This is a genomic window from Pseudomonas nunensis, assembly GCF_024296925.1.
Classification (GTDB): domain Bacteria; phylum Pseudomonadota; class Gammaproteobacteria; order Pseudomonadales; family Pseudomonadaceae; genus Aquipseudomonas; species Aquipseudomonas nunensis.
In genome coordinates, this window is record NZ_CP101125.1 from 3268645 (window position 1) to 3283656 (window position 15012).

A 15012-nucleotide genomic window follows, 5' to 3' on the forward strand; every position below is an offset into this window, starting at 1 on the left:
ATAACTGTGCTTGAAGCCTACCGCAAACATATCGAAGAGCGTGCAGCACTGGGTATCGTTCCCCAGCCGCTTAACGCCGAACAAACTGCAGGCCTGGTCGAGCTGCTGAAGAATCCCCCGGCTGGCGAAGAAGCTTTCCTCGTTGACCTGATCACCAATCGCATTCCACCTGGCGTGGACGAAGCAGCCTATGTAAAGGCCGGTTTCCTGTCTGCCCTGGCCAAAGGCGAAGCAACTTCCCCTCTGATCGACAAGAAGCGCGCTGTTGAACTGCTCGGCACCATGCAGGGCGGCTACAACATCGTGACCCTGGTTGACCTGCTCGACAGCGCCGAACTGGCTCCAGTCGCTGCCGCTCAACTCAAGCACACCCTGCTGATGTTCGATGCGTTCCATGACGTCGCGGAAAAAGCCCGCAACGGCAACGAACACGCCAAAGGCGTGATTCAGTCCTGGGCTGACGGCGAGTGGTTCCGCAACCGTCCGACCCTGGCCGACAAGATCAGCCTGCGCGTGTTCAAGGTCACCGGCGAAACCAACACCGACGACCTGTCCCCTGCCCCGGACGCCTGGTCCCGCCCGGACATCCCGCTGCACGCCCTGGCCATGCTGAAAATGGCCCGTGAAGGCATCGTGCCTGACGCCCAAGGCGTTACCGGCCCGATGAAGCAGATCGAAGAAATGCGCGGTCAAGGCTTCCCTATCGCCTACGTCGGTGACGTGGTCGGTACTGGTTCGTCGCGTAAATCGGCAACCAACTCCGTACTGTGGTTCTTCGGCGACGACGTTCCTTACGTGCCGAACAAGCGCGCTGGCGGTTTCTGCTTCGGCAGCAAAATCGCTCCAATCTTCTACAACACCATGGAAGATGCCGGCGCACTGCCAATCGAGTTCGACGTAACCAACATGAACATGGGCGACGTGATCGACCTGTACCCGCATGCTGGCAAAGTCTGCAAACACGGCACCGACGAAGTCCTGACCACCTTCGAAATGAAGACTCCGGTGCTGTTGGACGAAGTTCGTGCCGGCGGCCGTATCCCGCTGATCATCGGCCGTGGCCTGACCGACAAGGCGCGTGCCGAACTGGGCCTGGGCCCAACCGACCTGTTCAAACTGCCTGAAGCACCTGTCGACACCGGCAAGGGCTACACCCTGGCACAGAAAATGGTCGGCAAGGCGTGCGGTTTGCCAGAAGGCAAAGGCGTTCGTCCTGGCACCTACTGCGAACCGAAGATGACCACCGTCGGTTCCCAGGACACCACCGGTCCTATGACCCGTGACGAACTGAAAGACCTGGCGTGCCTGGGCTTCTCGACCGATCTGGTGATGCAGTCCTTCTGCCACACCGCGGCTTACCCTAAGCCAATCGACGTGACCACCCACCACACCCTGCCAGACTTCATCATGACCCGCGGCGGCGTTTCCCTGCGTCCGGGCGACGGCATCATCCACAGCTGGCTGAACCGCATGCTGCTGCCGGACACCGTCGGTACCGGTGGTGACTCCCACACCCGTTTCCCGATGGGCATTTCGTTCCCGGCCGGTTCCGGTCTGGTTGCGTTTGCTGCTGCCACCGGCGTTATGCCGCTGGACATGCCGGAATCGATCCTGGTGCGCTTCAAAGGCAAAATGCAACCGGGCGTTACCCTGCGCGACCTGGTTCACGCCATTCCTTACTTCGCGATTCAGGCTGGCCTGCTGACCGTCGAGAAGAAAGGCAAGAAGAACGCTTTCTCCGGCCGCATCCTGGAAATCGAAGGCCTGGACAACCTGAGCATCGAACAAGCTTTCGAGCTGTCTGACGCCTCGGCTGAACGTTCGGCTGCCGGTTGCACCATCAAGCTGTCGAAAGAGTCGATCACCGAGTACCTGAACTCCAACATCACCCTGCTGCGCTGGATGATCGGCGAAGGCTACGGCGATGCACGTACTCTGGAACGTCGCGCTCAAGCGATGGAAGCCTGGGTTGCCAACCCTGAGCTGATGGTTGCCGATGCTGACGCCGAATACGCTGAAATCATCGAAATCGACCTGGCCGACATCAAAGAGCCTGTGCTCTGCGCGCCAAACGATCCGGACGACGCCCGTCTGCTGTCCAGCGTTGCTGGCGAGAAGATCGACGAAGTGTTCATCGGTTCGTGCATGACCAACATCGGTCACTTCCGCGCTGCCGGTAAACTGCTGGATCAGGTCAAGGGTCAGCTGCCAACCCGTCTGTGGCTGTCGCCGCCGACCAAAATGGACGCTCACCAACTGACCGAAGAAGGCTACTACGGCATCTACGGCAAGGCTGGCGCACGCATGGAAATGCCAGGCTGCTCGCTGTGCATGGGTAACCAGGCACGTGTAGAGCCGAATTCGACTGTTGTGTCGACTTCGACCCGTAACTTCCCGAACCGTCTGGGTGACGGCGCGAACGTTTACCTGGCTTCGGCTGAGTTGGCGTCCGTTGCTTCCATCCTGGGTCGCCTGCCGACCGTCGAGGAGTACATGGAATACGCTGGCAAGATCGACAGCATGGCGGCTGATGTTTACCGCTACCTGTCCTTCGACCAGATTGCCGAGTTCCGTGAAGCTGCTGCGAACGCCAACATTCCGGTCGTTCAAGCCTAACGCTGCAACGCAATAAAAAACGCCGCCCATCGCGAGATGGAGCGGCGTTTTTTTATGCCCGTAAGATTCACGCTGAACCCCCTTGTGGGAGCGGGCTTGCTCGCGAAGGCGGTGTATCAGTCACATCATTGCTGGATGACACACCGCTTTCGCGAGCAAGCCCGCTCCCACAAGGGGTTATGTGGATGGCTTTAGGGCTTGTTGGACCGCACCATCGACACTCAACCCACTGAGTACCACCTGCTCCAACTCCTGCGCCGGCAACAACGCCAGCACCGCTTTGGCCTCGTGCTTGAGTCGCGCCAGGATCAACAACTTGTCCTCCGCCCGCACCTGCAAAAAGAACGCTTCCAGCGCTTCGATGCTGGTGCCGTCCAGATCGGGCGACTCTTCCAGGCTGAGAATGATCGTGTGCACGGGTGGCGACGCATGCCGGGCCAGCCTCAGCGCGCCGCCGAGAATCCGTTCCACATTGGCAAAAAACAGCGCCTCACTGGGCCGCACAATCAGCACGCCAGGGATCTGCATGGCATCAGGATGGCGTTGCACATCAACGTAATCGTGACCGCCGTCCATTTGCCCCAGCACTTGGATATCTGCCGATGACATCTGCTTGAGCATCAGCACCACGCTGATCGCCACCGCCACCAGCAAGCCGTCCAGCACACCCAACACCAGCACCGCCGCCACCGCGCAGATCACCAGCACACGGTCGCGACGCCAGATGAAATAACGGCCCAATGGCTGCAGGCTCAAGCCTCGCGCCAGGGCATGAATGACGATGGCGGCCAGCACCGGTTCAGGCGTCAGGGCGATGTAGGGCAACACCGTCAGGACGATCAGCAACACCACCGCCGCCGCAACCATACCGGCCAGCCGTGACCCGGCACCCGCTGCCTCGTTCGCCGAGGTCGCGGAGTAACCGGCGCCCGCCGGCATGCCATGAAACAGGCCGGACAACAGATTCGCCGCGCCGAGGGCCAGCAGGTCGCGGTTCGAGTAGACCCGGTCGCCATGCTTGAGCGCAAAGGAGCTGATCGAGCCGTAGGATTCGGCGTACAGAATCATCACCATGGCAAACGCCAGTTCCCCGAGGCGCAGCCAGTCGGCAAACGGCAACACCGGCAGCCGGGGCACTTCCAGGCTCAGGTCAATCACGCCGATCAGGTCCACCCCGTAGGCCGGCAGGTTCAGCCACTGGCCGGCGGCGATGCCGAGCGCCACCACCAGCAATCCGCCCGGCACCCGCCGAAACCGCGCGCACACCCACAACACCAGCAGTGCCACCGCCGCGACCAGCAAGCCGACGCGGTTCCACTGCGGCCACTGTTCCAGCAGTTGCGGGACGAAACGGATCAGGTTGCCGTTGCTCAGGTGCACGTCAACAATGCTCGCGACCTGCTTGAGGATGATGGTCGCCGCCAGGCCCAGGGCAAAGCCACGCAGTACCGGTTTGGCGATAAAAGAGGTGACGCTGCCGAGCTTGAACAGCCCGGCCAGCAGGAAGAACCCGCCGGTGACCAGCACCAGGCCGATGGCCAGGGTCATGCGCAGGCCGGCTTCGCCATTGGCCAACGTGGCGGTGGCAGCTGCGAGAACCGCCGCCGAAGATGAGGTCGCGGAAACAATGGCAAAGCGGCTGGTACCCAGCAGTCCGTAGCACAGCAAACCGGCAAACAGCGCGATCACCCCGGCCTGGGGCGGCACGGCGGCGATACTGGAGTAGGCCACCGCCTCCGGTAACAGCAAACCGGCAATCGACAGCCCGGCCAAGAGGTCTCGCCAACGGTTGGGATTATCGGCAAGGGACAGCGCACGAGCCATGAAGCGTCTCCAGAGAAAATCGACAGGCCGTCGAAGACGCGTCAATGAAGGCTCTAGGTTAGCCGTTTATCGGGCTCGGCGTGTGCTCTGGGTCATGGCGTACGCCATAAAAAACGCCGCTCCTTCCGTAGGAGCGGCGCTTTGTTATGCCTGTATGAAGATCACCTGTGGGAGCGGGCTTGCTCGCGAAGGCGGTGCATCAGCCAATATCACTGCTGAATGACACACCGCTTTCGCGAGCAAGCCCGCTCCCACAAGGTATTCAGCATCTTCTGATACTTAAGCTGTCAGCGAATAAACCAACGCCGAAATCGCCACCAGGCCCACCGCCGTGACAAACACGTTGGACGCCTGGCCGCGATAGCGCGCCATGGCCGGCACTTTGCGGATCGCGTACATCGGCATCAGGAACAGGATCGCCGCGATAACCGGGCCACCGAGGGTTTCGATCATGCCGAGGATGCTCGGGTTCAGGGTCGCGACGATCCAGCAAACCACCAACATAAATGCAGCGGTCATGCGGTCCAGGGCTTTGGGCGACGGACGCTTGCCGCTCTTCACGATCAGGCCTTTCAAGCCTTCGCTGGCGCCGATGTAGTGGCCCAGGAACGACTTGGAAATCGCCACGAAAGCAATCAACGGCGCGGCGAAGGCGATGGTCGGGTTGCTGAAGTGGTTGGCCAGGTACGACAGGATCGACAGGTTCTGCGCCTTGGCTTCGGCCAGTTGCGCCGGGGACAGGGTCAGCACGCAACTGAAGACGAAGAACAGCACCATCACCACCATCAAGGCGTGGGCGCGGGACAGGATCTGCGAGCTGCGCTCTTCAGCGTGTTCGCCGTAGCGACGCTTCTGGTCCACCGCAAACGCCGAGATGATCGGCGAGTGGTTGAACGAGAACACCATCACCGGGATCGCCAGCCACAACGTGTGCAGCAGTGCCGACGGTTCAGGCAGCGTGGACGCGGTGCTGAGGATGCCACCGTTCCAGTGTGGAATCAGGAACACTGCCAGGAACAGCAGCGCAACGATGAACGGATAGACCATCAGGCTCATGGCCTTGACGATCACCTGCTCGCCGCAACGCACCACCGCGAGCAGGCCGAGGATCAGCACGAACGACAGAATCGCCCGTGGCGGCGGCATGATGTGCAGTTGATGTTCGAGGAAGCTGCCAACGGTGTTGGTCAGCGCCACGCTGTAGATCAGCAGGATCGGGAAGATCGCGAAGAAGTACAGCAAGGTGATCAGCGCACCGGCCTTGATGCCGAAGTGTTCTTCGACCACTTCGGTGATGTCCGCGCCTTCGCGACCGGACAACACGAAACGGGTCAGGCCACGGTGGGCATAAAACGTCATCGGGAACGCCAATACCGCCAGCACCAGCAGCGGCCAGAAACCGCCCAGGCCCGCGTTGATCGGCAGAAACAAAGTACCGGCCCCGATCGCCGTGCCAAACAGGCCGAGCATCCAGGTTGTGTCTTGGCGATTCCAGCCTTCAATAACTACTGGTTTCGCCGCTACATAGCGTTCGTCGACGCTATTGGCCTGATCATTCATCCGGTGGGATCTCCGCATTCCGGTCAGTTGCTACCCGGTCAGGACGAGTCGGAAAAACCCGACAGGCAGCGCCCTGGCCGAAACAGGGGCGCGATTGTCCGGGATTAATGAACAGAAGCAAAGACTTAGCTGAGGAGCGGTTATGCGGATCAGATGCCAAAAGCGCCGCGAGGCCGCAGTGGCAGCGACTTATAGACCTGTGGGAGCGGGCTTGCTCGCGAAGGCGGTGTGTCAGTCGACATCATTGTTAACTGATCCACCGCCTTCGCGAGCAAGCCCGCTCCCACATTGGATTGTTGTTGGCCTTGTGTCGGATTTAATAGATGCTCTGAAAAATCTATTTAATAAAAGACAGCTGTCATGTATTTTCGATCTCACCTGCTGACCGGCAGCTTCACTCGCGGAGCTCTCCCATGCCACTCGTTCGCATCGACATCAAAAAACACCAGGACCCGACCTTCGCCAAGCGTGTCGGCCAACTGATCTACGCGGCGATGCACAGCACCATCAACGTCCCCGAGAACGACAACTTCCAGATCCTCGCCGAACACGATGAGAACCACTTCATATACGACCCGACCTTCATGGGCATCAACCGCACCGATGGCTTGGTGATCATCCAGATCACGCTGATGGAAGGCCGCACCACCGAGCTGAAAAAACTGCTCTACAAGACCATTGCCGAGAGCCTGAATACTGAACTGGGCGTACGCCTGGAAGATGTGTTTATCAATCTGGTGGAGGTCAAGCGCGAGAACTGGTCGTTCGGCAATGGCATCGGTCAATTTGCTGGCTAAGCGGTCTAACTCGTCACCTCGTCAGGGAGACACGGCGCCGGCAGTTGCCTAAGATGCCGGTCATCGATACGTTTTAAGAATGTGAGCAGCCCATGCCCCGAGTCTCCCGCAAACAAGCCGAACTCAACCGCGAAATCATCGTCGAGGCCGCCACGCGGCTGTTTCGTGAGCGCGGCCTGCATGGGATCAGCGTCGTCGACGTGATGGGCGCCGCCGGTCTGACTCACGGCGGGTTCTACGGACACTTCGAGTCCAAGGAAGCCCTGGCGCAAGAGGCCTGCAGCCGGGCGTTCAGCCAATCGCTGGAACGCTGGAAGCAGAGAATCGACGACAGCAGCGACCCACTCTCGGCCCGCGAAAGCATCATCGCGCCGTACCTGTCAGTGGCCAATCGCGACAATCCGGGGGAAAGCTGCCCGGTGACCGCGTTTGCCGGCGATATGTGCCACGAAACGGCTGAAAGCGGTTTGCACCAGACCTACACCCAAGGCCTGGAAGCCTTGCTGCAAATGCTCACGCCGCTGATGGGTGCAGATCAGCCCGAAGCCAATCGGCAACGGGCGCTGGTGGATTACTCGCTGATGGTCGGCGCCCTGACCCTGGCCCGGGCGACTCGCGGGGAGGCGTTGTCCGAGGAAATCCTCGATGCGGCGCGAGGTTTTCTGTCGGCGGACACCACGCCGGTCGCGTAATCAGCCACGCTTTTAAAAGATCGCAGGCTTCACCAGCTCCTACACTGAACGCATTCGTCGACACAGGGTCGATTAACGCAATCCGTAGGAGCTGCCGAAGGCTGCGATCTTTTGATCTTTCCGGCGATCTTTGGTAATTGCCAAACCGCTCTGGAATCAGCAATCTGAGACGACTTACGAGCCCCGACATTTCGATGCCCACAGGAGCCCAGCATGACTGCAACCGTCCTGGTATTGGTTGAAACCATCAATGACTATTTACCGATTCTCGAACATCAGGGCTTTCATCTGATTCTGGCGCCTACGCCTGCCGAACGAGCCCAAGCCATAGCCTCACACGGATCGCGCATCGATGCCGTGCTGACTCGCGGCCCGCTGGGTTTATATGCCGAAGAGATTGCCGAGCTGCCCGCGCTGAAAATCATCTGCGTGATCGGCGCCGGTTATGAACACGTCGACCTGCAAGCAGCCAGCGACCGTGGCATTACCGTAACCAATGGCGCCGGGGTCAATGCCTCGTCGGTGGCCGACCATGCGATGGCGTTGTTGTTGTCGCTGGTGCGTGACATTCCCCGGGCCGATGCCGCCGTGCGCCGTGGCGAATGGCCGAAGATCATGCGCCCTTCCCTGGCCGGCAAACGCCTGGGCATTCTCGGGCTGGGGGCGGTCGGTATGGCGATCGCCAAGCGTGCGGGCAACGGCTTCGACATGAGCGTGAGTTATCACAATCGTCAGCACCGTAGCGATGTGCCCTACAGCTACTGCTCGACGCCGACGGAACTGGCCCGGGCTTCGGACTTTTTGATCGTCGCCACGCCTGGCGGAGTGGGCACGCAGCACTTGATCAACCGCCAGGTGCTGGACGCACTGGGGCCTAACGGCTTTCTGGTCAACATTGCCCGGGCCAGCGTCGTGGTCACGGCGGATCTGATCAGCGCCCTGGAACAACGAAGAATTGGTGGCGCCGCGCTGGATGTGTTCGACCACGAACCCAAAGTCCCCGACGCCCTCAAGGCCTTGACCAACGTGATCCTGACACCCCATGTCGCCGGCCTGTCCCCGGAAGCGACCCAAGGCACCGTGGAACTGGTGGGCAAAAACCTGGTGGCATTCTTTGCCGGCCGTCCGGTGTTGACGCCGATTACGTTACCGATGTCTGTGATTACCCGGACGGTCTGACCCCAGACTTCCCGACCATACACACAACCCTTGTGGGAGCGGGCTTGCTCGCGAAGAGGCCGGGTCAGTCGGCATCATCTTTGACTGACACACCGCTTTCGCGAGCAGGCTCGCTCCCACACAGGGGAATGTGGTGTACGCAAATTCCCGACTCACCGCAGAAAAAATGTGGGAGCGAGCTTGCTCGCGAAGAGGCCGTGTCAGCCGGCATCATTGTTACCTGATACACCGCCTTCGCGAGCAAGCCCGCTCCCACAGGGGGATGTGGTGGATACAAATTCCCGACTCATCACCGAAAAAAATGTGGGAGCGAGCCTGCTCGCGAAGAGGCCGTGTCAGCCGGCATCATTGTTACCTGACACGCCGCCATCGCGAGCAAGCCCGCTCCCACAGGGGAATGCGGTGTATGTAAATTCCCGACTCACCACAAAAAAATGTGTGCGGGCTTGCTCGCAAAAAGGCCGTGTCAGTCGGCATCATTGTTACCTGACACGCCGCCATCGCGAGCAAGCTCGCTCCCACAGGGGAATGTGGTGTATGCAAATTCCCGACTCACCACCGAAAAAATGTGGGAGCGGGCTTGCTCGCGAAGAGGCCGTGTCAGTCGGCATCATCGTTGACTGACACACCGCTATCGCGAGCAGGCTCGCTCCCACAGTTGTTTTGTGGTGTGTCGAGGTTAGAGGACGCCCAGTAGCGTCCAAAGCCGCCGCGATTCAGCATCCGCCGAAATCAGTTCTCCCAACAATTCACTCAACGGCTTGTTCCCCCACTCCACCCCGCGCCGGATCAAGTACGGCACCGGGCTGTGGGGTTCGGTGCGGGCCAGGTATTCGGCGATCAGCAACAGTTGCCGATACGCCTCTTCACGACTCGCGGGTTCACGAAACACCTGCGGCGCTACCGCGACCTCGGCAGGACCTGAAGCCACCACCGGCGCAGTTTCAACAGGAACCTCGGTGGACTGTCGTGGGTGCATGGCGATGAACTCCTGAACCAGCGTCAATAACGCCGTGATGACATCCTGCAAGCCTTTGAAGCCCGGCGCCTGGTCGCCGAGATAGGCGTCGCTCCAGGCTTCCAGCCGCTGCAAATGCTGCAGGCTCAACAACAGGCTGCCTTGGTTGTGAAGCCAGAAGGACAACGGCGTGGCGCGAATCTGCTCGTTGATTTTCTTCTGTTCGCCCCGGGCGTTTTCCGCCGAGGTTTTCGCGCCCTTGCTGTCATTCACCAGCACCTGCTGCACCTGCAAACGCCGCCAGGCGTCCAGGCATAAACCATCGAATTCGCCGTTACGCGGCTCCAGCAGCGGCACCCGGGTCAGCAGCACTTCGGTGTAGCGCCGGGCCAGCCATTCGAGCGGGATCACCCGCCACGACTGATCACCGTCCTCCGCCTGCGGATACAGGTGCTCGGGATAGCGTTCACACAACCCGGCGACCAGCGCCAGACTGCCCGGCAACCCTTCCAGTCCATCCTGATGCAACCACGCCTCGCCAAGCCAGGCACTGAGCATCAAGTCTTTGCTGCGCTCCAGCAGCAGGCTCGTTGTCAGTTTCTCCAGCTCGGGCCATTGCGCACGTTTGATCGACGACTGCCAAACCCCGGTCGGCAGGCTCGTATCGTCCTCTCGGCGCAGCTCCCGGGCCTGGTCGAATTCACGTTCATAACGCAAATCCTGACCACAAGGCGCCTCGCTGCTGATCGGTTCCAGCAAGCGGTCAATCAATTCCGGCAGCGGTGTCGAAGGCATATTCAATAGCCCTCCTCCTGAGTCATGGCCGTGGTGGACGCGGTCGCCCGGGTCTGCATAAACGGCGAGCGTGGGGCGCGGGTGGGCAGCGGTTGAATCGACAGCGGCAGCTTCGAACCCTGGCTCATCAATGACAGGCGTACAAACATCAGCGTTTGCTCAGCCGTGCTCGATTGCGCGGTGACCGGCAGGCGCAAGGTCAGCGGGAAATCCGTGAAGTCCATGTTCGGTTGGCGTGTCACCGACTGGTGCGAACGCATCAAGCGCAGCAGCGACCAGGGCCCGCCGTACTCCCAACCGGCCTCAAGGTCGCGCACCACCAGGTTCGGCTGCAACTGATCGTTAGCCGGACGCTGGGAACCATTGCGCGCCCAACGCAAGGTCAGCCGCACCGGTTGCCCAACCATCCAGCGCAAGTTCGGCTGCGCTTCTCCGGGGTAGCTGATCTGCTGATTGCCGGCATTCAGGCTCCAGGCGATGACTTGGTCGGCACCGCGTTCTTCCTCGCGATCGGTGCGCCAGCGCACATCCATTTCCACCCCGAGGATGCCACTCTTGTCCCGCACGAACAGCGGCGTCAGCCAAGTGCTGGCCTGCTTCAGACGATTGAGAAAATCCTCGGCAGCCAGCCGTTCCGGGGTCTGGCTCAAGACCAGACCGGCCTGGGCCACCGGCAGGCGCTTGTCGATCAGTTCCAGAAAATGCTCAACCCGCGCCGGATCGGCATCCGCCACCCGCACCCCATTGGCAAACGGAAAGCGCTCGGCCAGGTATTGGTTGAAGTAGTTGGCCAGGTCATTCCACGCCGCCGAAGCCTGTTGCTGTTGCAGCATCTGGCAGCGTTGCATGGCGGTTTGCTGCAATTCCAGCGCACGCATGGCCAGCGTGCCGCGACCGCCGGACAAGCTCGCGGTTTGCAGGATCTGGCCGCAGGACGTGGTGTCCATTTCGATGAAGTCACGGCTGACCAATTGCTCGATCTGCGCGGGTGAACTGGCAGGATTCGCATCCTTGTACTTGAGCAGTTCGTCGTTGAGCGCACTGAATTGCGTCACCCGCTCATAATCCAGTGCCGAGAGATTTTGCTGCTGGGTTTTCAGCCATTCCAGCGCCGAAGTACGCCGCTCGGTGATGCCGAGCATGGTGTTGAATTGCTGCTTGAGGCTCAGCTTCAAATCTTGCACATCGCTGGCGCCATACAGTTGCAGGCCGAGGTTTTTCGAGCCGTCCCACTGGCTGATTTCAGTGCGCCCGCTGAACAGCGGTTGCGCGGTGATTTCATCGAGGCCGCCGACCACCTGATCCAGCGCACGCCGGTTCAAGGCACTTTGCAGACGCGTCGCGAGGTCGCCACGGCGCAACTCAATAAAGGCTTTCTGCAGCGCTACCGCTTGCGGCGCCTGCACGTTGAACACCCCGTAGGCATGGGATTGGTCATTGTGATCCTTGAGGCTCAGCCACATGGCCTTGGCCACCGCACCTTCGGCGGCGGCCAGTACCGCACCGCGATACGCCGGCGGAATGCGCGGCAGTTCTTCGGCGGCGTAACTCTTGTAACTGGCGAAATAATTCAGTGCGCCATTGAGGTCATCACCATCGACGTTTTGCCCCTGCACGTCGGCGCCGTCCTGATCCGCACGCAAGGCAATCGCCACGAAGTCGCGCTTGAACAACGCTTGCACCGCGTTATTCAACTGGCTGACATGTTCCTGCAACACCAATTGCCCGCTGCCTTGTTGCACCAGCAAGTTGCCCCTGGAACCGGCCTGGGCAATCCACTGATCGCGAAAACTCTGTTGCAACTTCGAAGCCTGCTGCTCCAGTTGCTGCTCGACCTGCGGGCCGAGCAAGACGCTCTGGCGCACCTTGTCCATCATCTCGCGGTAACCGGGTACCAAGTCCTGGCCCTTGCCGCGACTCCACGCCGAGTTGGTCAGGCCGATCAGTGCTTGCAGGTCGTCGATCAGCGCGCGCAGGTCTTCAAGTTCGGTCAGGGAATTGCCACCGCCGGCCTCCAGGCGCTCCAGGTGCAACTTGAGATAACCGGCCTGGCGCACGAAGTTGTCGGCGAGAAAATACTGATCCAGCCAGCGCTCCATCAACCCGGAAAAGTTTTCCTCGATCACCGGGCGCTCCATGCTCAGGTCCAGCGGTTTCAGGTTGCCGTCATCGGCATCCAGCAGCACCCGATTGTAAAAAGCCGCGCGACGCAACGTGCCGACGTTGAGGTTCAGGGACAGCGCGTTGTTGCTCAGCGACACTAGGTCCTCCAGCGGTGCCTTGGGGTTGTTCAAGGCCTGATTGAACCACTGGTTCTGTTGCTCCAGGCGCACCGCGCGTGCCACCAGATCCTTGGCCTTGACGTAGTTTTGCCATTGCGCCGGGTCTTCGCTTTCCACATTGCCCCGGCGTTCGGTGTTGCGAATCGTCTTGAGTTGCGCCAGTTCCGTGGTCAGCAGTTCGTGCAACGGCTCCAGCAAATGACTCTTGGCGGTGGTGCGCAGTTCGTTCTCCAGTTGCACGTCCAGGGACGAGAACCAGGAGGTGGGAAACACCAACGAAGTGAAGGTCCAGCGCGGTGCCTTTTCCAGCACCCGCCAGAAACCCTGGACGTTGCGCCGGGTCGCGTCCAGTCGATGGGATTCATCGGTGACCGCCACGTAATTCTTCTGCACGCCTTGCAGCAGGCGCGACAGCTCATGGGCATCCTTGACCGAGTCCTGCCAGACCCAGAGCATGCCGGCGATCCAGATCACCCCGACCACCAACGCAATCGCCCCGGTCAAACGCTGCCAGCGCTGACGCAGACGCAACAGGCGCGGCACAACTTGGGCCAAACCCCGCTCGGCGACCACCCGCCGCTGCCACAACTGCCGGGCAAACACACTTTGCTGCAGGCCGCTGTCATCGGCGGAAAATCCGTCGAGTGCATCATCCGACGCTTGGTTGGCGGTGAAATACACCCCGCGAATACGTGGCGCTTCGCCTTGGGCATTGCCCTGAAACACTGGTTCCAGCAGGGTTTGCAGATTGCGGCGCAACGCTTCCATGCGTTCCGGCAAGCCGTACAAATCGCCACTCAAATGGCCGGACAAGGTGCCAAGTTCGATGATCGATTCCGCCAACGCACGGTTGACCTGATCCAGCGCTTGATCACTCCATTGTGATTGCCACATCGTCTCGACGCCGTGGGGCGAGGACCAGCCCAGCGCTCGCTCGCGGCTTTCTTCCGGCAGCGCACTGATCAATTCCTGAAAGCCCGGCAGTTCTTCCATGCCGGTGATCACCACGTACACCGGCAGGCTCAAACCGAAGCGTTGCAGCAAATCGATAAAGCGCCGACGCGCCGCCAGTCCGAGGTTCGCGGCCTGTTCGACATTGCCCAGGCGACTGACCGGCACGGTCCAGATAATCCCGTCGAGTGGCCGTTTGCTGCGCAGGCGCAGGATCAAGCCAAGCAAGCGCCACCAGCCACCCCGTTGCAGGTTCATGCCTTCATCCGGCAGGAACAACGCTTGCGGCACCACCAGCACCGCGCCCTCGGGGTCCGACCACCAACGCCCGAACCAGGCCGGTTTGTCGGTCGGTTGCAGGCGCCACTGGCTGCACAATTGCGTGCCCTGGGTTTCGTTGCCGAGCATCAGCAGCCACGGAATCTGATAACGATCCTGCGCGCCCTGCTCCTGTTCCATGTGCCGAACCGCCGCGTAAAAACTGCGGATCGCCGCGCCGCTCTGGGTGCGCAACCACCAGAGCGCCACGACGATCAGCGCCAGCAACACCAGCAGCGCGATGACCAGGCCGACAATCTGCAAGGTGCTCATGAGTCTTGCTCCGACGCGGCGACCGAGTCGGTCATCTGCAACACCGGCTCCAATTCCTGGCGGATATCGCGCCAGAACAATTGCCCGAGCCCGGTCAATAACAACACCATGGCGACAATCCCCAGGCCGAGGCGAAAGCCATCGGGCAACGACAAACGCACCGGCAACTGCACCGGCGACACCGTCGCAGGTTGCGCAAGCCGGGTGCTGACATCGGCATAGTCCGCCTCGTGCTGCCAGGCAAAGGTGAACAGCGCTATGCGCAATTTCTCATGCTGGACCTGACTGTGTTCGCCGCGCAGCCGTCCTTGAAAACCGAGCACCAGGCACTGCAAATAAACATTGGCGAGGTCGCGGGTGGTGGGAATCTGCTGATCCAGCAGCTCTTTGATCGCCGAGGGCAAGCGCTCGCCGGCCTGACGGCTGGCGTACATCCGCGATTCCAAGGGTTTGTCCTGCCAGGCGGATTGGCCCGGCCATGGGGTGAACAGCAGGGTTTCATCGATCAGCGCGACAAACGCATAGACCAGTGCCTTGACCTGCTCGGTCGCCGCATCGCCGACCCGGGCGAACGCGGTGCGCCACAAGCGCTGGGAAATTTGCGTGGACAGTTCGACCACGGCCTCGACCAGCACCGTTTCATCGCTGTCCTTGGGCAACTGGTTCCATTCCTCGGACCATTGCAACCAGGCCTGGCGAAAGGCGCTGCTCAGCGGTGCTTCGTGGAGGCCCCGTGTACCCGCCCCGGCATTCCCTTCAGACATACG

9 protein-coding genes are annotated in these 15012 nt (G+C 60.8%); 4 read left to right on the forward strand and 5 right to left on the reverse strand.

The annotated features are described in order from the left end of the window. The first annotated feature begins 6 nt into the window (after positions 1–6). Entirely contained in the window at positions 7–2616 is a 2610-nt protein-coding gene (gene acnB / locus NK667_RS13910; RefSeq protein ID WP_054047462.1) for a bifunctional aconitate hydratase 2/2-methylisocitrate dehydratase, read from the forward strand. A 177-nt stretch (positions 2617–2793) separates the two neighbouring features. On the opposite strand, the gene NK667_RS13915 is transcribed toward acnB, so the two are convergent. Then, a complete protein-coding gene (locus NK667_RS13915) occupies positions 2794–4440 on the reverse strand; it encodes a SulP family inorganic anion transporter (protein ID WP_054615109.1) in 1647 nt (548 codons plus the stop codon). Positions 4441–4719: 279 nt separating this feature from the next. After that, positions 4720–6000: an HAAAP family serine/threonine permease gene (locus NK667_RS13925; protein ID WP_054615110.1), complete on the reverse strand. Its 1281-nt coding sequence runs from the start codon at positions 5998–6000 to the stop codon at positions 4720–4722. 413 nt (positions 6001–6413) lie between these two features. Here NK667_RS13925 and NK667_RS13930 point away from each other — a divergent pair, with 413 nt between their 5' ends. From NK667_RS13930 to NK667_RS13940, 3 genes are all read left to right on the forward strand, one after another. Continuing rightward, positions 6414–6797, forward strand: coding sequence for a tautomerase family protein (locus tag NK667_RS13930; RefSeq protein ID WP_054047456.1), 384 nt, complete (start codon positions 6414–6416; stop codon positions 6795–6797). Between the two features lie 92 nt (positions 6798–6889). Beyond that, complete coding sequence (locus NK667_RS13935; RefSeq protein ID WP_054615111.1) at positions 6890–7489, forward strand: TetR/AcrR family transcriptional regulator; 600 nt, start codon at positions 6890–6892, stop codon at positions 7487–7489. A gap of 213 nt (positions 7490–7702) precedes the next feature. Then, positions 7703–8668 (forward strand): 2-hydroxyacid dehydrogenase, encoded by a 966-nt coding sequence (locus NK667_RS13940; RefSeq protein ID WP_054615112.1) that lies wholly within the window; start codon positions 7703–7705, stop codon positions 8666–8668. A 679-nt stretch (positions 8669–9347) separates the two neighbouring features. Here the strand turns inward: NK667_RS13940 and tssA are convergent. From tssA to NK667_RS13955, 3 genes are read right to left on the reverse strand one after another with little or no spacing between them, the layout of a single operon-like run. Next, the gene (tssA, locus tag NK667_RS13945; RefSeq protein ID WP_054615113.1) at positions 9348–10427 is read right to left on the reverse strand and encodes a type VI secretion system protein TssA; all 1080 of its coding nucleotides are present in this window, start codon (positions 10425–10427) and stop codon (positions 9348–9350) included. Next, positions 10424–14245: a type VI secretion system protein gene (locus NK667_RS13950; protein WP_054615114.1), complete on the reverse strand. Its 3822-nt coding sequence runs from the start codon at positions 14243–14245 to the stop codon at positions 10424–10426. The genes tssA and NK667_RS13950 overlap by 4 nt, the downstream gene beginning before the upstream one ends. After that, a complete protein-coding gene (locus NK667_RS13955; RefSeq protein WP_054615115.1) occupies positions 14242–15009 on the reverse strand; it encodes a DotU family type IV/VI secretion system protein in 768 nt (255 codons plus the stop codon). Before NK667_RS13955 ends, NK667_RS13950 begins: the two co-directional genes overlap by 4 nt. Positions 15010–15012 lie beyond the last annotated feature (3 nt).